This window comes from Amycolatopsis antarctica (assembly GCF_002262875.1).
GTDB lineage: Bacteria > Actinomycetota > Actinomycetes > Mycobacteriales > Pseudonocardiaceae > Amycolatopsis > Amycolatopsis antarctica.
The window spans coordinates 175,017-195,300 of sequence record NZ_NKYE01000007.1; the positions used below are offsets into that span (position 1 = coordinate 175,017).

Annotated in this window: 19 protein-coding genes; 8 read left to right on the top strand and 11 right to left on the bottom strand. The window is 69.4% G+C overall.

Annotation, left to right across the window (positions count from 1 at the left end; genetic code table 11):
* The 7 genes from rnpA (at position 1) to CFN78_RS13750 (ending at position 5,583) form a co-directional block, all read left to right on the top strand.
* Entirely contained in the window at positions 1 to 444 is a 444-nt protein-coding gene (rnpA, locus tag CFN78_RS13720) for a ribonuclease P protein component (protein WP_094863159.1), read from the top strand.
* Positions 441 to 770 carry a membrane protein insertion efficiency factor YidD gene (gene yidD / locus CFN78_RS13725; protein ID WP_094863160.1) on the top strand — a complete coding sequence of 110 codons (330 nt, stop codon included), beginning with the start codon at positions 441 to 443 and terminating at the stop codon, positions 768 to 770. Before rnpA ends, yidD begins: the two co-directional genes overlap by 4 nt.
* A gap of 4 nt (positions 771 to 774) precedes the next feature.
* On the top strand, positions 775 to 1,989 hold the full coding sequence (gene yidC / locus CFN78_RS13730) for a membrane protein insertase YidC (RefSeq protein WP_094863161.1): 1,215 nt from the start codon (positions 775 to 777) through the stop codon (positions 1,987 to 1,989).
* 29 nt (positions 1,990 to 2,018) lie between these two features.
* The gene (locus CFN78_RS13735; RefSeq protein ID WP_094863162.1) at positions 2,019 to 2,570 is read left to right on the top strand and encodes a Jag family protein; all 552 of its coding nucleotides are present in this window, start codon (positions 2,019 to 2,021) and stop codon (positions 2,568 to 2,570) included.
* A 235-nt stretch (positions 2,571 to 2,805) separates the two neighbouring features.
* Positions 2,806 to 3,501: a 16S rRNA (guanine(527)-N(7))-methyltransferase RsmG gene (gene rsmG / locus CFN78_RS13740; protein ID WP_420807880.1), complete on the top strand. Its 696-nt coding sequence runs from the start codon at positions 2,806 to 2,808 to the stop codon at positions 3,499 to 3,501.
* Positions 3,502 to 3,640: 139 nt separating this feature from the next.
* The gene (locus tag CFN78_RS13745; protein ID WP_094863163.1) at positions 3,641 to 4,579 is read left to right on the top strand and encodes a ParA family protein; all 939 of its coding nucleotides are present in this window, start codon (positions 3,641 to 3,643) and stop codon (positions 4,577 to 4,579) included.
* On the top strand, positions 4,576 to 5,583 hold the full coding sequence (locus CFN78_RS13750) for a ParB/RepB/Spo0J family partition protein (protein WP_094863164.1): 1,008 nt from the start codon (positions 4,576 to 4,578) through the stop codon (positions 5,581 to 5,583). Before CFN78_RS13745 ends, CFN78_RS13750 begins: the two co-directional genes overlap by 4 nt.
* A gap of 204 nt (positions 5,584 to 5,787) precedes the next feature.
* On the opposite strand, the gene CFN78_RS13755 is transcribed toward CFN78_RS13750, so the two are convergent.
* Together CFN78_RS13755 and CFN78_RS13760 are read right to left on the bottom strand one after the other, a co-directional pair.
* Entirely contained in the window at positions 5,788 to 6,738 is a 951-nt protein-coding gene (locus tag CFN78_RS13755) for a D-alanine--D-alanine ligase family protein (protein ID WP_094863165.1), read from the bottom strand.
* Positions 6,739 to 6,807: 69 nt separating this feature from the next.
* Positions 6,808 to 8,145, bottom strand: a complete 1,338-nt coding sequence (locus CFN78_RS13760; RefSeq protein WP_094863166.1) for an aminotransferase-like domain-containing protein — start codon at positions 8,143 to 8,145, stop codon at positions 6,808 to 6,810.
* Between the two features lie 197 nt (positions 8,146 to 8,342).
* On the opposite strand from CFN78_RS13760, the gene CFN78_RS13765 reads away from it, so the two are divergent.
* Complete coding sequence (locus CFN78_RS13765) at positions 8,343 to 8,990, top strand: GNAT family N-acetyltransferase (protein ID WP_094863167.1); 648 nt, start codon at positions 8,343 to 8,345, stop codon at positions 8,988 to 8,990.
* A 186-nt stretch (positions 8,991 to 9,176) separates the two neighbouring features.
* Here CFN78_RS13765 and CFN78_RS13770 read toward each other — a convergent pair whose 3' ends face one another.
* From CFN78_RS13770 to CFN78_RS13810, 9 genes are all read right to left on the bottom strand, one after another.
* Complete coding sequence (locus CFN78_RS13770) at positions 9,177 to 10,322, bottom strand: N-acetylmuramoyl-L-alanine amidase (protein ID WP_094863168.1); 1,146 nt, start codon at positions 10,320 to 10,322, stop codon at positions 9,177 to 9,179.
* Positions 10,323 to 10,545: 223 nt separating this feature from the next.
* Entirely contained in the window at positions 10,546 to 10,872 is a 327-nt protein-coding gene (trxA, locus tag CFN78_RS13775; RefSeq protein WP_094863169.1) for a thioredoxin, read from the bottom strand.
* Between the two features lie 45 nt (positions 10,873 to 10,917).
* On the bottom strand, positions 10,918 to 11,913 hold the full coding sequence (trxB, locus tag CFN78_RS13780) for a thioredoxin-disulfide reductase (protein WP_094863170.1): 996 nt from the start codon (positions 11,911 to 11,913) through the stop codon (positions 10,918 to 10,920).
* A gap of 97 nt (positions 11,914 to 12,010) precedes the next feature.
* Entirely contained in the window at positions 12,011 to 12,823 is an 813-nt protein-coding gene (locus CFN78_RS13785) for a hypothetical protein (RefSeq protein ID WP_094863171.1), read from the bottom strand.
* Complete coding sequence (gene sigM / locus CFN78_RS13790) at positions 12,820 to 13,482, bottom strand: RNA polymerase sigma factor SigM (protein ID WP_240519438.1); 663 nt, start codon at positions 13,480 to 13,482, stop codon at positions 12,820 to 12,822. The genes CFN78_RS13785 and sigM overlap by 4 nt, the downstream gene beginning before the upstream one ends.
* A gap of 43 nt (positions 13,483 to 13,525) precedes the next feature.
* The gene (locus CFN78_RS13795) at positions 13,526 to 15,151 is read right to left on the bottom strand and encodes a protein kinase family protein (RefSeq protein WP_094863172.1); all 1,626 of its coding nucleotides are present in this window, start codon (positions 15,149 to 15,151) and stop codon (positions 13,526 to 13,528) included.
* Positions 15,152 to 15,240: 89 nt separating this feature from the next.
* The gene (gene murJ, locus CFN78_RS13800) at positions 15,241 to 17,022 is read right to left on the bottom strand and encodes a murein biosynthesis integral membrane protein MurJ (protein ID WP_094863173.1); all 1,782 of its coding nucleotides are present in this window, start codon (positions 17,020 to 17,022) and stop codon (positions 15,241 to 15,243) included.
* Between the two features lie 430 nt (positions 17,023 to 17,452).
* Positions 17,453 to 19,699 carry a DUF6049 family protein gene (locus CFN78_RS13805; protein WP_205660509.1) on the bottom strand — a complete coding sequence of 749 codons (2,247 nt, stop codon included), beginning with the start codon at positions 19,697 to 19,699 and terminating at the stop codon, positions 17,453 to 17,455.
* Between the two features lie 26 nt (positions 19,700 to 19,725).
* The gene (locus tag CFN78_RS13810; protein ID WP_094863174.1) at positions 19,726 to 20,247 is read right to left on the bottom strand and encodes an NUDIX hydrolase; all 522 of its coding nucleotides are present in this window, start codon (positions 20,245 to 20,247) and stop codon (positions 19,726 to 19,728) included.
* Positions 20,248 to 20,284: the final 37 nt, after the last annotated feature.

Sequence of the window (20,284 nt, forward strand, 5' to 3'; positions counted from 1 at the left end):
GTGCTGCCCGCCGATGAGCGGCTACGGCGGAGTGAAGACTTCCGCACGGTCATCCGAGGCGGCGCCCGAGCCGGGCGCCGCCGCTTGGTCGTGCACCTGCTCGCAGCGTCCACGGGTAACCCTGCGGTCAGCCGAGCCGGCTTCGTCGTGAGCAAGGCCGTCGGCAACTCGGTCGTACGGCATCGCGTGTCCCGGCGTCTGCGGCACCTCGTCGCGGATCGCCTCGGAACCCTGCCGCCGGGCAGTTCGTTGGTGATACGGGCCCTTCCGCCCGCGGCCACAGCGTCCAGTGCCGAACTCGGCTCGGATCTCGATGTGGCGCTGCGGCGACTCGGCTCGTCGTCGGCCGGGACAGCCGCGGGCCGGCGAAGTCCAGGATCGCGGGCGAACGAACGTTCGGACGCGATCGCCGACGCCGGCGTTGAAATCGGACCAACAGTGTGAGTGAAGCGCAGGTCGCCAGGAGCGACACGACCCCATCGGAGGGCCCGGGCAGGACCCGGCCGACCCCGGCCGCGTGGGTGTTGCTGCTGCCCGTGCGCTTCTACCGCAAGGCGATCTCCCCCTTCTTCCCGCCGCAGTGCCGGTTCCATCCGAGCTGCAGCGCGTACGCGGCGGAAGCACTGACTCGGCACGGCGCCGCTCGAGGCTTCTACCTCGCGGTGCGCAGGCTGATGCGCTGCGGTCCGTGGACCTTCCCCGGCCTGGACCCCGTTCCGGAGAAGTTCGGCTTCCGCCACCAGAGACCCGATACATCAATCGAGGAGTAGCTCAGTGCTCGACTTCATCTACTACCCCGTGTCGTTCATCCTCTGGTGTTGGCACAAGGTATTCGGGTTCGTGCTCGGCGAGCAGAACGCGTTCGCCTGGATCCTGGGCATCATCTTCCTGACCTTCACGGTCCGCGGCATCATGTTCAAGCCGTTCGTGAACCAGGTCCGGTCGATGAAGAAGATGCAGGACTTCGCACCCGAGATCAAGAAGGTGCAGAAGAAGTACGCGAACGACAAGCAGCGCCAGGCGCTGGAGATGCAGAAGCTCCAGAAGGAGCACGGCGTCAACCCGCTTGGTAGCTGCCTGCCGATGCTGCTGCAGATCCCGGTGTTCATCGGTCTGAACCACGTGCTGCGGATGTTCAGCAACCTGCCGGTGGAACAGAAGACCGACGGTAACTACTTCTTCTCCCAGACGGACGTCAGCTCGTACGTCCAGGCCGACATCTTCGGTGTGAACCTCGGCGACGCGATCTACAACTCCACGCTCGTCGGCGGTGCCGGCGCGGGTGGCAGTTTCACGTGGAACGTCGCGCCGGTCGCCATCCCGCTGATGATCGTCGCCAGCATCGCGACGCACCTCACCGCGCGGCACTCGGTGGCCCGGCAGAACCCGGCATCCGCCACACCGCAGACCGCGATGATGAACAAGCTGACGATGTACATCTTCCCCTTCGGTGTGCTCGTGTTCGGTGCCCTCTTCCCGATCGGTCTGCTCATCTACTGGCTGGCGAACAACGGCTGGACGCTGATGCAGCAGCGGCTCGTCTACACGAAGATCGACAAGGAAGAAGCGAAGAAGAAGTCCGAAGCCGTCGAGAAGCGGAGCGCCGCCGCTCCGAAGGTCGGCCAGAAGCCGAAGGTGGGCCAGAAGCCCAACCAGCCGAAGAAGCCGAACGCTCCGCAGACCGACGAGACGGAGCAGGACGGCGCGAAGAACGGCAACGGCGCGAAGAACGGCAACGGCGCGAAGAACGGCAACGGGACCAAGGGCGGCAACGGAGCAAAGAACGGTACGGCCAAGGGCAACCCGAAGGGCGGCGGTGCCTGGGCCAAGAACGGCGGCGCGCAGGGCAAGCCGAAGGGCCAGCAGGCCAAGAAGCCGGGCACACCCAACAACAAGACCACCGAGCAGAAGAGCTCGAGCGAGAACGGGACCGGGGTCCCGGGCGTCGTCAGCGATTCGACCAAGAAGTCGGGACGCAAGCGTCGGTGACACAGCCCGGGTCTGGAGAGGAGACAGCCATGTCGGAGACGGTCCAGGAGATCGACACCGAGCGGGACGACGCGGTCACCACTGACGCGCCGGAAACCAAGAAGGAGAAGGGCGTCGAGGACGACGTCCTGGTCCACGAAGGCGACATCGCAGGCGACTACCTGGAGCGCCTGCTCGACGTGCTGGACTACGACGGTGACATCGACCTCGACGTCGAGGCGGGCCGGGCGATCGTGAGCATCGACGGCGGTGAGGATCTCGAGAAGTTGGTCGGCCCCCGTGGCAACGTCCTGGAGGCGCTGCAGGAGCTGACCCGTCTCGCGGTTCAGCAGGAGACCGGCTCCCGCACACGGCTGATGCTCGACATCGCCGGATGGCGTGCCGACCGTCGTGAGGAACTCCGCGAGCTCGGCAAGTCGACCGCTGAGGGTGTGCGGTCCTCCGGCGAGAGCGTGCGGATGCAGCCGATGAGCCCGTTCGAGCGGAAGGTGGTCCACGACGCCGTGGCCGCCGTCGACGGGGTGCACAGCGAGAGCGAGGGTGAGGACCCGAAGCGCCGCGTCGTGGTCATCCCCGACTGACACGCGACTCCGGTATCCGACGACGCCGCCCACCGAATCGGTGGGCGGCGTCGTTGCGTTCAGGGAGTTACACCGGTGTCGTTTCACGTGAAACTCGCCGGGCTTGGACCAAGCGGCTGACCGGCTACGTGGACTTGTCCACAGTTGCGGTCTGTCGTGCGGTATCGGCTCCCCTGTCGGGGACAATCGCAGGCACCCCGTTTCACGTGAAACGGGACGATTGAGGAGAGATGTAGTGGGTGTGGACGAGGCGGGGATGGTGGCGCCGCCGGCAGCGGGGCAGATATTTGGTGAACGTCTGCCGCTGGCCGAGGCCTACGTGCGGATGCTGGAGAGGTCCGGCGTCGAGCGTGGCCTGATCGGTCCGCGTGAGGTCGACCGGCTCTGGGATCGGCACGTGCTGAACTCGGCCGTCGTCGGCGATCGCGTCGCATCGGGAGCCCGGGTGATCGACGTCGGATCCGGAGCGGGTCTTCCGGGAGTGCCGTTGGCGATCAGCCGACCGGACCTCAGTATCGTCTTACTGGAGCCGATGGCTCGCCGGGTCGACTGGCTGAACGAAGTCGTGGAGACCCTGGGGTTGGAGATCACCGTCGTACGGGGACGCGCCGAGGAGCGCGTCATCCGCGATCAGCTCGGCCACGCGGATGTGGTCACCGCACGCGCGGTCGCCCCGCTGGCCAAGCTCGCGCAATGGTGCCTGCCGCTCGTTCGTCCGGGCGGTGTGCTCGTTGCGCTGAAGGGTGCGAGCGCCGCCGAGGAGGTGGAGCGGGATCAGCTAGCCGTCCACCGCTCCGGTGGGGGCAAAGCGGAGATCGTCGAATGCGGAGGCGGACTCCTGGAGACGCCGACCTACCTGGTCTCCATCGAGCGCACCCAGGCGGAGACGAAGAGTCAGGCACGCAAGCGACAGCGGCGTGGACGCGAGTGACGAGAACGCAGTCGGAATCGCGTCGAGATGGAAGGATTGCCGAGTAGATGACGAGCAGCACGGAGCGGCCCATGTTCCACGTGAAACTGCGCGAACTCAGCGCGACCGAGGCGGTAACGACCGGACGAGGTGGCAACCGGTGAATCCAGCCTCGCCGCACGACGTCCCCGAAGTCCCCCAGCACCCAGGCTGGACTCCCATCGCGGAGGAAGCGGAGCGGGCCGCACGGGTCCTGCACCCCGAGGAGAACCAGCTACCGCGCCCGACGAAACGGCGGATCCTGACCGTTGCCAACCAGAAGGGCGGTGTCGGCAAGACGACCAGCACCGTCAACCTGGCGGCCGGGCTCGCGATCCACGGATTGAAGACCCTGGTCATCGACCTCGACCCGCAGGGCAACGCGAGCACCGCTCTCAATGTGGAGCACCGTTCCGGCACCCCCTCCGTCTACGAGGTGCTGCTGGGAGAGACCACGTTGGCGGAAGCCGCCGCGGTCAGCGAGCAGTCCCCCAACCTGTTGTGCGTCCCGGCGACGATCGATCTCGCCGGCGCGGAGATCGAGCTTGTCTCGATGGCTTCGCGGGAGTCGCGGCTGAAGGAGGCGCTGTCCGACGACGCACTCGACGAGCTCGGCGTGGACTACGTCTTCGTCGACTGCCCGCCCTCGCTCGGACTGCTCACGGTGAACGCGATGGTCGCCGCACGCGAGGTACTCATTCCGATCCAGTGCGAGTACTACGCGCTGGAGGGGCTGGGACAGCTTCTCAGCAATATCGAGCTGGTCCAGGCGCACCTGAACCCCGAGCTGTCCGTCTCGACGATCGTGCTCACGATGTACGACGGCCGCACCAAGCTGGCGGACCAGGTGACCAACGAGGTGCGCAACCACTTCGGCGAGGTCGTGCTGAAGACCGTCATCCCGCGCAGTGTGAAGGTGTCCGAGGCGCCGGGATACGGCCAGACCGTCCTCGCGTACGACCCGGGTTCACGTGGCGCCATGAGTTACCTGGATGCCGCACGCGAGATCGCCGAACGTGGCGCTCGCGGCGGTACGACCGAGAAAGGGGCGGGAGCATGAACGAACGGAGGGGCGGCCTCGGTAGAGGTCTTGCCGCGTTGATCCCGACCGCGCCGGTCAACGCGGACCCAGCGCCGGCTGCTGAGCCTGCACCGAAGCCGGACCCGTCGGCCGCGCCGGACGGCGACAAAGGCTGGTTCGGTGCGAACGGGGCCGTCGGTTCGCATGCCGGCGAGGTCGCCGGTGCGGTGTACCGGGAGATCCCGGTCGGCTCCATCAAGCCGAACCCGAAGCAGCCGCGATCGGTGTTCGACGAGGACGCGCTCGCCGAGCTGGAGCACTCCATCCGCGAGTTCGGCCTCATGCAGCCGATCGTCGTACGGCAACTCCCGGACGATGAGTATGAGCTCGTCATGGGTGAGCGTCGCCTGCGTGCCTCGCAGCAGGCGGAGCTGGAAGCGATTCCGGCGATCGTCCGGCAGACCGCCGATGAGGCGATGCTCCGCGATGCTCTGCTGGAGAACATCCACCGAGTTCAGCTGAATCCGCTCGAAGAAGCGGCGGCGTATCAACAGCTACTCGAAGAGTTCGAGGTGACTCACGAGGAGCTGGCCGGCCGGATTGGCCGCAGCCGCCCGGTCATCACGAACACGATCCGCTTGCTGAAGTTGCCGCTTCCCGTGCAACGCAGGGTGGCCGCTGGGGTGCTCTCGGCGGGGCACGCACGTGCGTTGCTGTCGCTGGAGGACGCGAACGGTCAGGAAGAGCTGGCGACTCGGATCGTTGCGGAGGGCCTGTCGGTCCGGGCGACGGAGGAGGCGGTGACTCTGGCGAAGGGCGCCGCTCCCCCGAAGCCCAAGCCTGCCGCTCGCAAGCCGATGCAGGCGCCGGGTCTGCAGGATCTCGCCAACCGGCTCTCGGACACCTTCGACACAAAGGTGAAGGTCGATCTGGGACGGCGGAAGGGGCGGATCGTGGTCGAATTCGGCTCCGTAGACGATCTTGAGCGCATCGTGTCGATCATCGATTCAAATCAGTCAAATCGGACATCCAAAACCGATTAGGGATCACCCCAGGGTATTTCGTCACGGTGATGATTTCTGTCGGTCGACCACTGGAATGCGTTCAGTAGTGGCTTGTGCGGCCCGCCGGCAGGAACGGGTTCGACGGCAGCCGAGGTGATCATGACGAAGGGCCCCGCCGTTTGGCAGGGCCCTCGGGTGAACCAGTGTCGCCCGGACGATCCCAGGACGACAAGTCGACTAGTGTCAACCGGCGCGATGGACCGCCCGATCCACCAGCTCGGCGAACACCTCGCCGAGCGTGTCGCCGGAGGCTTCCACGGCCATCGGCACGGTCGAGGTCTCGGTCAGCCCCGGGGACAGGTTCACCTCCAGGAACTGGACGGTGCCGTCCGGGCGGACGACCGCGTCGGTCCGGGAGATGTCGCGCAGGCCGAGTAGCCGGTGCGCGGCCACGGCCAACTCGCCGACCGCCTTGGCCGCGTCGTCGCCGAGCCGGGCAGGTGTGAAGAAGTCGGTGAGCCCGGCCGTGTAACGCGCGGTGTAGTCGTAGACGCCGTTCTCCGGCACGATTTCCACCGCCGGCAGGGCCACGGGCCCCTCGGCGCGTTCGACGACCGTCACGGCCACCTCGACGCCATCCACGAAGCGTTCCGCGAGCACCGTGTCGCCGTAGGCGAAGCAGCCGACCATCGCGGCCGGGAGTTCGCTCGCGTCGCGGACCACCTGGGTCCCGAGCGCGGAGCCACCCTGGTCGGGCTTGAGGATCATCGGCAGCCCGATGCGTTCCACGATCGCGTCCAGCACGCCCTGGGCGCCGAGTTCCCGGAACGTGCTGTGCGGCAGCACGACCCAGTCCGGTGTGTCGTGCTCGGCGGCGGCGAGCAGCGCCTTCGCGGTCGGCTTGTCCCAGCCACGGCGGCAGGCCTGCGCGCCCGAGCCGACGAACGGGATCCCGAGCATCTCCAGCACGGTCTGCACCGAGCCGTTCTCGCCCTCGCCCCCGTGCAGGGCCACCACGACGGCGTCCGGCCGCTGGTCGCGCAGCCGCTTGAGCAGGCCGGCGTCGGTGTCCCATTCCTCCACGGTCAGCCCCTGGCCGCGCAGGGCGGCGGACAACCGCCTGCCGGAGCGCAACGAGACGTCTCGTTCGTGGGAGAGGCCGCCTGCGAGCACTGCGACACTGCGTTCGGCCACCTGGAAAACCCCTTGCTTCTTACCGTCTACTTCGGACGTTCTATGTGGACAGTCTACTTCGGACGGACGTTACTCCGTGTCCGGTGAGGGCGCCTGCGGTCCGGAGAGCTTGCGTGCGGTGACGCTGCCGAAGGTGCGCACCAGGTCCATCTCCGACTCCAGCACGGCGGCCAGCCTGCGAACACCCTCACGGATACGTTCCGGCGTCGGGTAACAGTAGGACAGGCGCATCTGCCTGCTGCCCAGCCCGTCGGCGTAGAAGCCGGTCCCGGAGGCGTAGGCGACCCTGGCGGTGACCGCCCTCGGCAGCATCGCCTTGGTGTCCACGCCCTCGGGCACCGTCATCCAGACGTAGAAGCCGCCGTCCGGCCTTGTCCACGTACAGCCTTCGGGCATGTGCTGTTCGAGGGCGGACAGCATCGCGTCCCTGCGTTCGCGGTAGTTCTCGCAGAACGTCTTGACCTGGCCCTTCCAGTCGTGCGTCGACAGGTAACGCGACACGACGAGCTGGTTGAGCGTCGGGGGGCAGAGGGTCGCGGATTCGGCCGCCAACACCAGTTTCTCGCGTACCGCGTGCGGGGCGAGCACCCAGCCGACGCGCAGACCCGAGGCGAAGGTCTTGGAGAACGAGCCCAGGTACACGACGTTGTCCGGGTCGGTGGAACGCAGCGCGGGGTAGGTCTGGTTGTCGAAACCGAGCAGACCGTAGGGGTTGTCCTCGACGACCAGGACGTCGTGGCGGCGGCAGATCTCCAGGATCTCGCCGCGCCGCTCGATGGCGAGCGTAACGCCGGCGGGATTGTGGAAGTTCGGGATGGTGTAAAGGAACTTGACCCGCTTGCCGTTCTTCTCGGCCTGGCTGAGGGCCTCGGCGAGAGCGGCGGGCACCAGGCCGTCGTCGTCCATCGCGACGTGCACGACGTCCGCCTGGTACGCGGCGAAGGAGCCGAGCGCGCCGACGTAGGAGGGTCCCTCGGCAATCACCGTGTCGCCCGGGTCGCAGAACAGCCGGGTGACCATGTCCAGGCCCATCTGGGAGCCGACGGTCACCACCACGTCGTCCGGATGCGCGGAGATGCCCTCCAGTGCCATGACCTCGCAGATCTGCTCGCGCAGCGCGGGTACGCCGTGCGCGGAGCCGTACTGCAGCGCACTGAGCCCGTCCTCGGAGATCAGCTCGGCCATCTGCGTGGACAGCGATTCCAGCGGCAGGGCCGCCAGGTTCGGCATACCGCCCGCGAGGGACACGACCTCGGGCCGGCTGGCGACCGCGAAGAGCGCTCGGATCTCCGAGGCCGTCATGCCCTTCGTCCGCGCCGCGTAGCGGTCGAGGTGCGGGTCGAGGTTCTGGTGACCGGTGGCCGCGGGCGTTGGCCCGGGCCGCGGTTCGGGCGGAGAAGCAGTCATCGGACACTTCGCAGGCAAGTCGCAGGGCGTGGTCCTACCAGGTAGGCAGTCCATCGAGTGTAACCGTGCCCTCCTTGGGGCTCCCGCCCTTTCGATGTGCGTCACATCCGCCTATCCTTGCGGCAGGCCGTCCGGTCGGCGTCTGAGCACGCCCGGCATCTGGAGGACGGAGGGGTTCACCGTTTCGGGGAGGTCGGGTGTCGCGACGCGTCGTTGGCGTCACGCTGGACAACCTGGAGCAGCTTCCCAAAGACTGCCGCCGCTGCGTCTACTGGGAACTCGCGCCACACCTGAAGGCGCAGGCCGAGGAGTTCGGCGACACCGAGGTGGAGAAGGAAGCCTGGGTCTCGGCAATCCTGCTCGAATGGGGAGCCTGCGGCCGTATCGTCTTCAGCGACACCCTCCCGGTCGGTTTCGTGCTGTACGCCCCGCCGAACGCCGTGCCCCGTTCCAGTGCCTTCCCCACCTCGCCCGCCAGTGCGGATGCCGTACTGCTGACCGGCTTCCACGTCCTGCCCGAGTTCCGCGGCGGCGGGCTGGGGCGGTTGCTGGTGCAGGCGGTCGCCAAGGATCTGACGAAGCGCGGTGTGCGGGCGATCGAGGCGTTCGGTGACGCGCAGCCGTCCGAGCCGGAGGAGGGCGTCGGCGGGCACACCTGCGTCGTCCCGTCGGAGTTCCTGCAGTCGGTCGGTTTCAAGACCGTCCGGCCGCATCCGAAGTGGCCGCGGTTGCGGTTGGAGCTGCGTTCGGCGATCTCCTGGAAGGAAGACGTCGAAGCTGCCCTCGAGCGTCTGCTCGGGCAGGTTTCGATCAGCACGGCCGAGCCGAGCGCGGCGCGCGCATAACATCGGCCCCCGGCGGCCTCGGCGCGAGTTGCCCACAAGCTGTCCACATCGCATCGAGTTGTCCACAGATTTCGGGCGCGGGCCTTCGGGGCTGGGCGAGTGGATACGCTGGAGCCGGGGTTGCCCCCCGGGAAGGGCGGGGGCTGGTCTGGGCCCGGATCGAGGCGCTGACCAGCGGAAACCGTGCTACTCGGCCTTGGCCAGCTCGTGCGCGAGCACGTCCGCGAAGGTGAAGGTGCCGGTCGGCTGGTCGTTCTCGCCGAGCAGGTACAGCCGCTTGACGGCGATGAGCAGCCCCTCCGCCACGACGTCGCGGAACGCCGCCTCACCCAGCCTGCGGTGATCGTCCGGGTTCGTCAGGTAGCCGATCTCCACCCGGACGGCCGGGCAGCGCGTCATCCGCAGGATCTCCCACGTCTTACGGTGCGTGCGGCAATCCCGCAGCCCCGTACGCGCGGCCAGTTCCCGCTGGATGAAACCCGCCAGCAGCTCGCCGACGGTCGAGGTGGCGCCGTCACCGGTGCCGTAGTGGTAGCTCGCGACGCCCTGCGCGAACGGCGACGGGTTCTGGTCGCAGTGCAACGACAGCAACAGGTCGGCGCCCGCCTCGTTGGCGAACTCCGCCCGTTCCGCCTCAGCGGGCCCCTGCTGCGGCCCCCGCGAGATCAGGGCCTCCATGCCGGTCGCCTTCATCCGGCCTTCCAGCCGGCGCGCCAGGTCCCACGCCAGGTCCGCCTCGCGCAGCCCACCGAACTCGATGCCCGTGTCGGAGCCGCCGTGACCCGGATCGATGACGATCCGCTTGCCACGAAGCCGCGAGCCCGCCTGCCGCACCTGCTCCCGTTCACGCAGGTACACCGGGCTGCCGCCACGGGCACGCGGGGAGGAGAGCTGCCGCAGGGCACGGATCGTGGCCGCGCCGCAGATGCCGTCGACGGTCAGGCCGTACTCGCGCTGGAAGTTCCGCAGGGCGTGCTCGGTCTGCGGACCGAAGACCGCGTCCGGACGCCCGCAGTTGTAGCCGAGCTCGGTGAGCCGCTCCTGCAGGGCGAGCACGTCGTCGCCGAACACCGGCGCCGACATCAGATGCGCCAGCGGCCTGCTGCCGAGGTGGTAGCTGGCACCGCGAAGTGCCCGGTAGGTCGCCGTGCCGACCACTCCGTCGGTGATCAGTCCCCGGCGCTGCTGGAACGCACGCAACGCGTGCTCGACGCCCGGGTCGAAGGCCGGTTCACCGGTCGCGTACGACTCGGGTAGCAGGCCCAGGGCGACGAGCATCGTCCTGATCTCGGCGACTTCCTGTCCGACGTCACCGCGGCGGAGTACCCGCATGCACTCCTCGCTCTTCCTTGGGCACCGACTTTAGTCCGATGCTGGGCAGATTTGGCTGTGGTCATCGACCAGAGCCTCTATTGTGCCCTGCCGACTCTCGGTGAGCGCGCAGGGCCGGTCGGTGCGTGTGTTCTCGCCGGTTCGCGGGACCGTCGACCACGTGGGTGACGATCCCCCCGGACGAGCATGACGCGCCGACCGGCCCGAAGGAAATCCGGCTCGCTCAGGCGAGCACGTCGGACAGGTCCGAGAGCAGCGCGGCCTTCGGCTTCGCGCCGACGATCTGCTTCACCGGCTTGCCACCCTGGAACAGGATCAGCGTGGGCACCGACATCACCTGGTAGTCGCGCGCGGTGTTCGGGTTCTGGTCGATGTCCAGCTTGGCGACGGTCAGCTTGTCGCCGTGCTCGGCGGCGATCTCCTCGAGCACCGGGGCGACCATCTTGCACGGGCCGCACCAGGTCGCCCAGAAGTCGACCAGTACCGGCTTCTCACTGGTCAGGACGTCGTCGGCGAAGCTGGAGTCGGAAACCTTCACGGTGTCGGCCATGTTCTCTCCTCGGGTCGGAAACTTGTGTGGGTAACGGGAAAACGATCAGCTCGCGGACGCGCCGTAGCCGCCGCCGACCAGCTCGGCGGCCTGTTCCGCCTCCCCGGTCACCTCGTTCTCGGCCAGCCAGCGCTCCGCGTCGATCGCCGCGGTGCAGCCGGAACCGGCCGCGGTGATGGCCTGCCGGTAGGTGTGGTCGACCAGGTCGCCACAGGCGAACACGCCGTCCACGTTCGTGTAGGAGCTACGGCCCTTCGCGAGGACGTAGCCTTCGGCGTCGGTGTCCACCAGACCCTTGACGAGTTCGCTGCGCGGATCGTGACCGATCGCGACGAAGAAGCCCGTCACATCCAAGGTCGATTCCTCGCCCGAACGGGTGTCCCTCAACCTGAGGCCGCTGACCTTGCCCTCGCCCAGCACCTCGTCAATCGCGGAGTTGAGCTGCCAGCGGATCTTCTCGTTCGCCCGGGCGCGTTCGAGCATGATCTTCGACGCCCGGAACTCCTCACGGCGGTGCACGATCGTCACCGACCGGGCGAACTTGGTCAGGAACGTGGCCTCCTCCATCGCTGAGTCGCCACCACCGACGACGGCGATGTCCTGGTCGCGGAAGAAGAAGCCGTCGCAGGTGGCGCACGAGGACACGCCTCGGCCCAGCAGCTCCTGCTCACCAGGCACGTGCAGATAGCGCGCGGCCGCACCCATCGCCAGGATCACGGCCCTGGCGGCGTACCGGTTGCCGTTCGCGGTGACGTACTTGACCTCGCCGTCCAGCTCGACGCTCTCCACGTCCTCCGAGCGCAGCTCCGCACCGAAGTGCTCCGCCTGCGCGCGCATCTCCGTCATCAGGTCCGGGCCCTGGATGCCCTCACGGAAGCCGGGGTAGTTCTCCACCTCGGTGGTGGTCATCAGCGCCCCGCCGAACTGCGAACCCTCGAACACCAGCGGTTCGAGCTGGGCGCGGGCGGCGTAGACGGCCGCGGTGTAGCCGGCGGGCCCGGAGCCCACAATGATCAGGTTCCGAACGTTCTCTGCAGCCACCCGTGACCTCCGCATCGCTTGTGACCGTGGGACTAATACGGTCAACACGATCGTAAGGGTCGGTGTTCCCGTGCCTGCCGATACGTGGCCCGCGCCGCTATCCGACGGTCCTGTCGAACACCGTGCCCGGATTGCCGGGGCCGCAGTCCGGTGCGAAGGCCACCAGCCTGAACTGCCCGATCTGCCCGCTGGGCAGCAGGATCAGCGTCGCGGGCTGACCGTCCACCGTGACCCCGCGGATGCCCGCGGGCTTGATCGACGGGTCGATGCCGTTGGACTCCATGCAGGCGGCGAGCCGGTCCTCGTTCTCCAGCGGCCCGAAGTCGCGGGCGTTCACGGCAGGGCCGATCGCTCCCGCGTTCAACCCCTCCTCCTGCAGGGCGAGCGGCGGCTCCGCGCCCGGCGCGGGCGCCGAGGACGGCTGCGCGACGGCGTCGCCGCCGGTCGTGGAGTTCGACGGGACGACGATGGCGATCGCCGCGACGGCAGCGGCGGCGGCCGTCAGCACACCGGCCCCCCAGCCGATGCGCTTGTTCCGCTTCCGGCGGGCGGCATCCATGCTGACCACGGGTGCGACCCCGGGTTCGGCGGCCGCCGCGGGCACCGCGGCCGGCCCGGCAGTGGAAGTGGCCGCCGCGCGCTGCTGCGACTCCTGGGCCAGCGCGGCGTCCAGACGGGCGGCGAAGTGGGCGGGCATCGGTTCGGCGGGCGCTTCGGCGAGCCCGGCCAGGTCCGCGGACGTGGAGTCCAGCGCCGCCAGGATGGCCAGCGCCTCCGGATCGTGCTCGACCCGCGGCCACAACTCGGCCGCCTCCCGTTCGTCCAGCACCCCGGCCTGCAGGTCGGCGAGCAGGTCGACAGACCATGGCGGGCCGACGGCCCCGCCAGTCCCCCGGCTACGGTCCGTCATCGTCCCTCCCTCTCACGCTGCGACCGATCCGGCCGCAACGTGCGCCGTGGATCATGCCGAACGGCGCCGTCGTGTTTGCTTTCGTGAGTTGGGACGTTCGGTTCCGCGTCCGGGTTCCGCAGATGCCCGAGAGACTTCGCGAGTTTGGCCCGGCCGCGCGCACACCGGCTCTTCACCGTGCCTTCCGCGATGCCGAGCATCCGTGCCGTCTCGGACACCGAATAGCCCTCGACGTCGACCAGCACGATCGGCGCGCGCTGATCCTCGGAGAGCAGGTCCAGCGCCTCGCGGACGACCAGCTTCGTCTCCCGCTCCGACATCGAGTCGCGCGGCGAGGCGGGCTCGTTGAATCCGGTTTCCGGCAGCGGGACGGTCGGCCGGGCCTGTTTGCGCCGGACACGGTCCAGGCAGGCGTTCACCACGATCCGGTGCAGCCAGGTCGTGACCTGCGACTCCGCCCGGAAGTTGCCGGCCGCGCGGAACGCCGAGATGAAGGCGTCCTGAAGCGCGTCGGCGGCTTCCTCGGGGTCGCGAACCGTGCGCAAGGCGACGGCCCACATCCGGTCCCGATGCCGCTTGACGAGTTCACTGAACGCATGCGGATCCCCGGCGGCGTGCGCTGCCAGGAGATCGGCGTCCGTGGGTGCTGCTGCGGTCACCCGTAAGAGACTACTAAGGGCGGTCGCCGGCCACGGTCCGGGATCAGGGCAGGTACGTGATCTCGGCTATCTCGGACTCGTGCTGGTCGCCCTCACCGGCGAGCTTCGTGATCCAGACGAGGATGTGGCGGCCCTGAGCGGGTGTCTGGAGCGCGATCTCCGTCTGCGGTCCGGTGATCTCCCCGTTGCCCACCACCTGGGTGCTGTCGAGCTGCGGGTTGTCGTCGTCGGCCACGCGGATCTCGACCGCTGTGCCCGCCGTGCCGGAGTCGATCCGCACCTTGCCGACGGTCACGTCCGACTCGAACTCGGCGATCAGCCCGACGCCCGGCTTCAGCCCGGGGAACTGCTGCTTGTAGGCGTCGGTCTTCCACACCGTGGCCGGATCGCCGTCGATGGCGTTCTCCGCACGCGCCGGGCTGTCGCCCTCGCCCTCCGGGTTGTAGACCTTCACCGAGGCCGCCTTCACCGGCTCGCCGCCCGCGGCGGGCGGCTCCGGCGCGGGGGCCTCGCCCGGCGGCGGGGCCTGCTGGCTCGTCGGATCGGCGACGTTCACCGGCGGGCCACCGGACGACGGGTCGTCCTGGAAGAAGCTGATCGCCATCATGCCCAGCCAGGCCAGGATGCCCACGGCGGCGACCACGACGACGGTCAGCCCGATCGCCAGCTTCCGCCGCCGTGCCGCGTCCTTCGGTGGTTTCGAGGTGGTCCAGACGCCGTCGCCCTCGTCCTCCACCGGTGCCGCGGTGGCGCCGACCGTCTTGATGAGCTGGGTGCGTTCCTGCGCCTCGGCCGCCTGGTCGAGCACGCGCAGGATCGCCGCCGTGGTGCGGATGCCGCCGTGCCCGCCGTCCTCGATGGTGCGCACGGCCAGCGAGGACAGCTCCGCCGGGACCTCGGACTGCAGCGAACGCGGCGGCACCACCCGGCCGCTCGGCGAACGCGGCGCCGACTGGATCGCGGACGGGCCCTCCGGCAACGCCCACTTGCCCGTCAGCAGCAGGTACAGCAGCCCGCCGAGCGCCTTCACGTCGTCACGCAGCGTGGCTTCGGGCAGCGGACCGGGGAAGGCGAGCCGGAGCCTGCCCTCCGGGGTGATCCGCAGCCGCTGCGGATGGTCCAGCCCCAGCACCAGGCCGGACTGGTGTGCCTGCTCGACGGCCTCGGTCAGCCCGGCGACCATCCGCGCGGCCGCACCGGGTTCGATCGGCTGGTTGTTCACCAGGTCGACGAGGTCGGAGCCCTTCGTCCACTCGGCGACGACGATGCCGAGCATCCCCTCGCCGGACGAGATGCCGTTGCCGAGACTGAGCACGTCCAGCACCCGGGCGACGCCGGCGTGGTTGAACTTGCCGGCGTGCGCGGCACGTTCCAGGGTGCGGCGGGCGACGGCGGCGGCAGCGGTGTCGGCCGGATCGCCGACCAGCATGGTCAGCGCGACGTCCCGGCGGAGCTGCCCGTCGCGAGCCCGCCACAGATGCGCCCCGGCCCGCTCGTCGATGCCGAACTGGGCGAGCAGGCGATAGCGGCCGTCACCGACGACACCCCCGGGGGCCAGCGGTGCGTTCCGCCTGCTCGCCCCGGAGGCACGACGAGGAGTGGTCCCGTCCTGTGCGTTCACACCCACCCGGGACTGACCACCTGTCTGCTCGTTCCGCCTTGTGTCCACGCCCTACTCTCCCCGTGCATCTCCCAGCCGAGGGTACGTGAATCCCCCGCGTACGCGACTCGCACGCGGGCCCACACCACACCCGCGGATCAGCCCCGCTTGAGCAAGCGGGTGATTCTGCGGGTAACAGGTTCCAGCTCGTCGACCTTCAGCGCGATCAGTACTCCGAACGAGACGCCGATTCCGACCACACCCTGCAGAATCAGCTTGATCCAGGCACCGAGCGTGGCATTGATCGAATCCGGTACGAGCAACCCGACCAGCGCCGCCGCCAGCACCCCCAGCCCGCTCGCGACGACGGTGAACAGGATCACGCCGATGACGCGCTTGCTGCGCAGGTTGCCGAGCTGCACCCACAGCCACACCTGGCCGAGGATCGCGCCGATCACGAACACCAGCGAGTTGACCAGCATCACGCCGAGCACGACGTTCTCCGGGGTGAGGATCCCGGACGCCAGGTACAGCAGCGGAACCTTCACCGCCGTCATCACGATCATGATCAACGTCGGCGTCCGCGAGTCCTTCATCGCGTAGAACGCCCGCATCTGCAGCATCACCAGCGCGTACGGCAGCAGCCCGAACGCCGACACGGCCAGCGTCTGACCGAGCCGCTCGGCGTCGGCGACGTCACCGTTGCCGACGGCGAACAGCGCCACACCGATCGACGTGCCGGCCACCGCCATCACCGCGGAGATCGGCAGCAGGGCGATCGTCGTCAGCCGGGAACCGTAGGACAGGTCGGCGATCAGCTTGCCGGTGTCGCCGTCCGCGGCGGCGCGACTCATCCTCGGCATGATCGCCGTCAGCAGCGAGACGCCGATGACGCCGTACGGGAGCTGGAAGAGCAGCCAGGCGTTCGAGTACGTCGAGGCGCCACCCTCCGCGCCGGAGGTCAGCACCCGGGTGTTGATGACGCTGCCGATCTGGCTGACCACGACGTAGCCGAGGATCCACAGCGCCAGCCCGCCGAACTCGCGCAACCGGTCGTCGAGGCCCCAGCGCAGCTTGAACCGGAAACCGGACCGCTTCAGCGCCGGGATCAGGTACAGGGCCTGCACGACCATCGCCGCCAGCACACCGAGCCCGAGCACCAGCACCCGCGGCTCGCTCATCTGCTGCGGCACGATCGTCGCGTCGCCGGGAAGCAGCGCGAAGACGGCGATGGTCAGGAAGATGACGATGTTGTTCGCCACCGGCGCCCACTGGGCGGGACCGAAGATCTGCTTCGCGTTGAGGATCGCCGAAAGCACCGCGAACAGCCCGTAGAACAGCAGGCCGGGCAGCAGCAGGTAGGCGAACCAGGTGGCCAGCGCCGGGTTCGCGCCGCCGGTGTCGGACACCAGCAGCGAGGTGATGAACGGTGCCGCGGCCGTGGAGACGACCGTGCCCAGCAGCAGCACGCTGCCGGCGATCGTCAGCAGCCGCTGCGTGTACGCCTCGCCGCCGTCCTCGTCGTCCTGCGAACGCACCAGCAGCGGGATCATCACACTGGTCAGCACGCCGCCGAGCAGCAGCTCGTTGATGATCAGCGGCAGCGTGTTGGCGACGGTGAAGGAGTCGTTCAGCACGCCGAGCCCGGCGACCGCGGCCAGCATCACCTTCCAGGCGAACCCGGTGATCCGGCTGGTCAGCGTCGCGATGGCCATCCGGCTGCTGGCCTTGACCAGCGAAGGGGCCGCCTTCTTGCCGTCCGCCTCCTCGGCACCCGACGCCGCGGGCGGTCCCTCGCCGATCGCCTCCGCCGGAGGTGTCGGCAACGCGACGCGCGGCAGGAACCGGGTGGCCAGCTCGTCGTACGGACGGGAGACGTCCGGGTCGGCGCTCGGCCAGCGCACCCCCGGCAGCTCGCCGGGCGCACGCGGGATGAGCATCGTCTGCTCGCCGCGCGTCTCCGGTGGCGGGGCGGACGGCCTGCCGTCCTGCTCCTGGTGCCACGGGCGGACCGGCGGCTGCCTGCGCGGCGGTGGCGGAGGCGGGCGTCGGCCACCGTCGCGCCGCTGCTCGGCCGGCGGTTGGTTGCGGGCCGGTGGCGGGCGGCGCCTGCCGTCCACCGGAGGTGGCGGCGGCGGGGGCGGCTGCCTGCGACGCGGACCGTCGCCGACCGGCGGGGGCTGCCTGCGCCTTCCGTCCGGCGGCGGGGGCGGCTGACGACGCCGCCCGTCCGGCGGGGGTTGCTGACGCTGCCTGGGCTGATCGGCTCGTGGTGGCTGCGCGCGCTCGCGTTCCGAGCGCGGTACCTCACGCTCGGGTCGCGAGGTCGGCTCTCTGTCCAACACCTGCCCAATCCTCAGCGTTCACAACTCAGCGCCCTGCGTCGACGACCGTTTCCGTCGGTCCAGGGTAGTCGGCCGGGACCTGAACCTGTCGCTTCGCCCGTACGCGCTTGTAGATGCGCCTGGCGGAGAGCAGCAGCAGGGCGCCGGCCGCGGTGAACGTGACGATGATGGTGATCGCGCCGTACTCGTTGGACGTCAGCTCGAAACGCGCCGTCGGGCCGAGCTGGGTCACCCCGCTGGGGGTGGTCAGCGAGACGTTCACGCTGAACCGGCCGGGGCGCAGCGCCTCGGTCGGTACCCGGTTGGTCACCGACAGGGTCGCCGGGACGCCGAACGTCGCCTGGTCGCCGGGGCGGAGCCCGGTCGCCTGGGACAGGTCGATCCGCAGGTTGATCAGCACCGGCAGCTCGTTGCGCACCGACACCGGCAACGGCGACGAACCGGAGGCCAGCGAGATCACCTGGCCGGGCAGCTCGATCCGCACCTGGGAACGGATGGCGTCGAGCTGCCCCCGCGCGTCCCCGGTCGCGGTGGCGGCGCGGCTGCCGTTGCCGCGCCACACCGTCGAGCTGCCGCGGACGATGCCGTTGCGCACCGGCTGCAGCAGCGCGGCCGGATCGACCTGCACGGTCGGATCCACGCCCATCGACCCGCCGAGGTCGCTCAACTCCTCCTCGATCCCGGACATCTCGGTGACCACCTCGCCCGGCGACTCCTCGGCCACCTCGGCTGCCGTGTACGGCATCGGCGCGGTGCCCTCCGAGGGGGCGGTGAGCAGTTGCTGCAAGGGCGCGGGACGCACCATTCCGACGTCGGCGAGCTGCCCGATGCCGCTGAGGAACCGGGACAGCTCCTGCGGCGGGGCGCTCCAGTGCCGCGGCGGGGCGAGCAGTAACGGGGCGCCCTGGGGCTCGGAGTCGGCGTCGCCGCCGAGCCCGGTACGGAACGCCAGCGTCGCCAGGCCGTTCTGCGTCGCGATGTCGGGTTCGTCGGCGGGCTTCGCCGAGCCTACGGCCGACTGCGGGCGGCCGCTGTTGCCGGCCAGCGCCGCCGCCAGCAGCGGATCGAACGGCTGCGCGCGGATACCGGTGCCGTCGATGCCCACCCCGGACGTCAGCGGGCTCTCCGAGGCGAGCCGCTTCGGGTCGGTGATCATCGCCGAGACGCCGGCCTCGCCGAGCGTGCCGAGCGTCCCGGAGTCCATCGCGCCGTCCGGCCAGAGCACGCCGGGCAGCAACTGGGTGCCGAGCACGCCCTCGATCAGCGGGGTGCCGCTGACCGCGGAGGTGACCAGCGCCGAACCCTTCTCCTCCGGCTGCACCCTGGACAGCGTGTTCAGGTCCGCGTCCGCGTACGGCATCTGGATGACGCACCGGCCCTCGGTCAGCTTCCGCAGCGAGTCGAGCCAGCGGTTCGCCGCCTCCTGGCCCTGCCCCGGCACCGGCCCGGAGGTGCCGCGCACGTTGTAGCCCCGCGTCATCGACACCACGGTGTCCAGCAGGTCGGGGTCGATCGCGAAACACAGCGAGGAGGCCAGCCGCGGATCCTGCGAGGCCATCGCCGCGGAACCGACCAGCGCGTCCAGCCTGCCGCCCGGGGCCAGATCGCTGGCCAGATCGTCGTCGGTGAGTTCGACGGGCATGCCGTACGGCGCCGCCGCGATCCGCGGCCGCATGTCGGCGATCGGCCACAGCATCGACACACTGCGCGGCGCGACCGGCGTCTCCGGGCCGTCGCCGCCGGGCACGCTCAGCACCGGCAGCAGCGTGCTCAGCGCGGCCAGCCGTGCAGGGCCGCCGTACTCAGGGGTGCCGTTGACGTTCACCAGCAACGGGAAGACCCCGGGACGCCGGATCGACAGGCCCTCCGGGTCGTCGAGCGGAACGCTGATCGACAGTGGCGCGCTCTGCCCGGGGGCGAGCGCGGCGACCACGTCGACGAACGGGGAACGGGAACTGTCCGTCGGCGGGTCCTCGGCCAGCGACTCACCGAGCTGACGCTCCGAGGTCTGCCGCTCGCCCAGTTTGAACTGCGCCTTGACGTCGCTGATCAGGCGATCGCCGGTGTTGGTGATCCGCCCGGACACGTTCAGTGTGCTCGACGTCGAGGTGAGCACCCGCGGGCTCAGCTCGTCCACGTCCAGCTTCAGTTTGCTGGGGGCGTCCTCGATCTGCTGCGCGTCCGCGGACGGCGTCCTGGCCGGTCCGGCGCCGAAGAACCCGGCCAGGACGAGAAGGATCAGTGCCAGTGTGCATGCGGCGAGCCGCTTCATCTGTGGTCGGCCTCGTTCAATCCGGTTCAATCCGCTGCCTCGTCGGCAGCCGCGGTCTCGTGGAACAACTCCCGCGCCTTGCGTACCAGCTTGCGCTCGTCGGCGTAGGCGAGCCTGGTGTCCAGCTCGTGCAACGGCACCCAGGCGACCTCGGTGACCTCCACGTCCTCGTCCGACAGCTCGCCGCCGTACGCCTCGAGGAGGAAATGGTGGACGGTCTTGTGCACCCGCCTGCGATCGGCGACGAACCAGTAGTCGATCGTGCCGAGGGGGCTGAGCACGGTGGCGGAGATACCCGTCTCCTCCTTCACCTCGCGCACGGCCGTCTGCTCGGTCGTCTCGCCGTCCTCGATGTGCCCCTTCGGCAGTGACCACAACAGCTTGCCGTGCCGGTCCAGCCTGCCGATCAGCGCGGCACACCTACGTTCGGCGTCGACCACGAGGCCGCCCGCCGAGGTCTCGTCCACCGTGGTCAGCCTCCTGCCGCGGCGGCGCCGTGTCCGGCGTCCCGGTTTGGCACCACCGGAGCGACCGGCCGATCCAGGCATGCTGCGATGCTAGAGCAAACGACTTCGCCGGTACGCT

Bases quoted from the DNA above. Each gene is read 5' to 3' on its own strand.
- CFN78_RS13735 (WP_094863162.1), top strand. From the start codon at position 2,019: ATGTCGGAGACGGTCCAGGAGATCGACACCGAGCGGGACGACGCGGTC.
- CFN78_RS13750 (WP_094863164.1), top strand. From the start codon at position 4,576: ATGAACGAACGGAGGGGCGGCCTCGGTAGAGGTCTTGCCGCGTTGATC.
- CFN78_RS13760 (WP_094863166.1), bottom strand. From the start codon at position 8,145: ATGACTGCTTCTCCGCCCGAACCGCGGCCCGGGCCAACGCCCGCGGCC.
- CFN78_RS13770 (WP_094863168.1), bottom strand. From the start codon at position 10,322: ATGCGGGTACTCCGCCGCGGTGACGTCGGACAGGAAGTCGCCGAGATC.
- trxA (WP_094863169.1), bottom strand. From the start codon at position 10,872: ATGGCCGACACCGTGAAGGTTTCCGACTCCAGCTTCGCCGACGACGTC.
- CFN78_RS13785 (WP_094863171.1), bottom strand. From the start codon at position 12,823: ATGACGGACCGTAGCCGGGGGACTGGCGGGGCCGTCGGCCCGCCATGG.
- murJ (WP_094863173.1), bottom strand. From the start codon at position 17,022: ATGCTCATCCCGCGTGCGCCCGGCGAGCTGCCGGGGGTGCGCTGGCCG.
- CFN78_RS13805 (WP_205660509.1), bottom strand. From the start codon at position 19,699: ATGAAGCGGCTCGCCGCATGCACACTGGCACTGATCCTTCTCGTCCTG.
- CFN78_RS13810 (WP_094863174.1), bottom strand. From the start codon at position 20,247: ATGCCTGGATCGGCCGGTCGCTCCGGTGGTGCCAAACCGGGACGCCGG.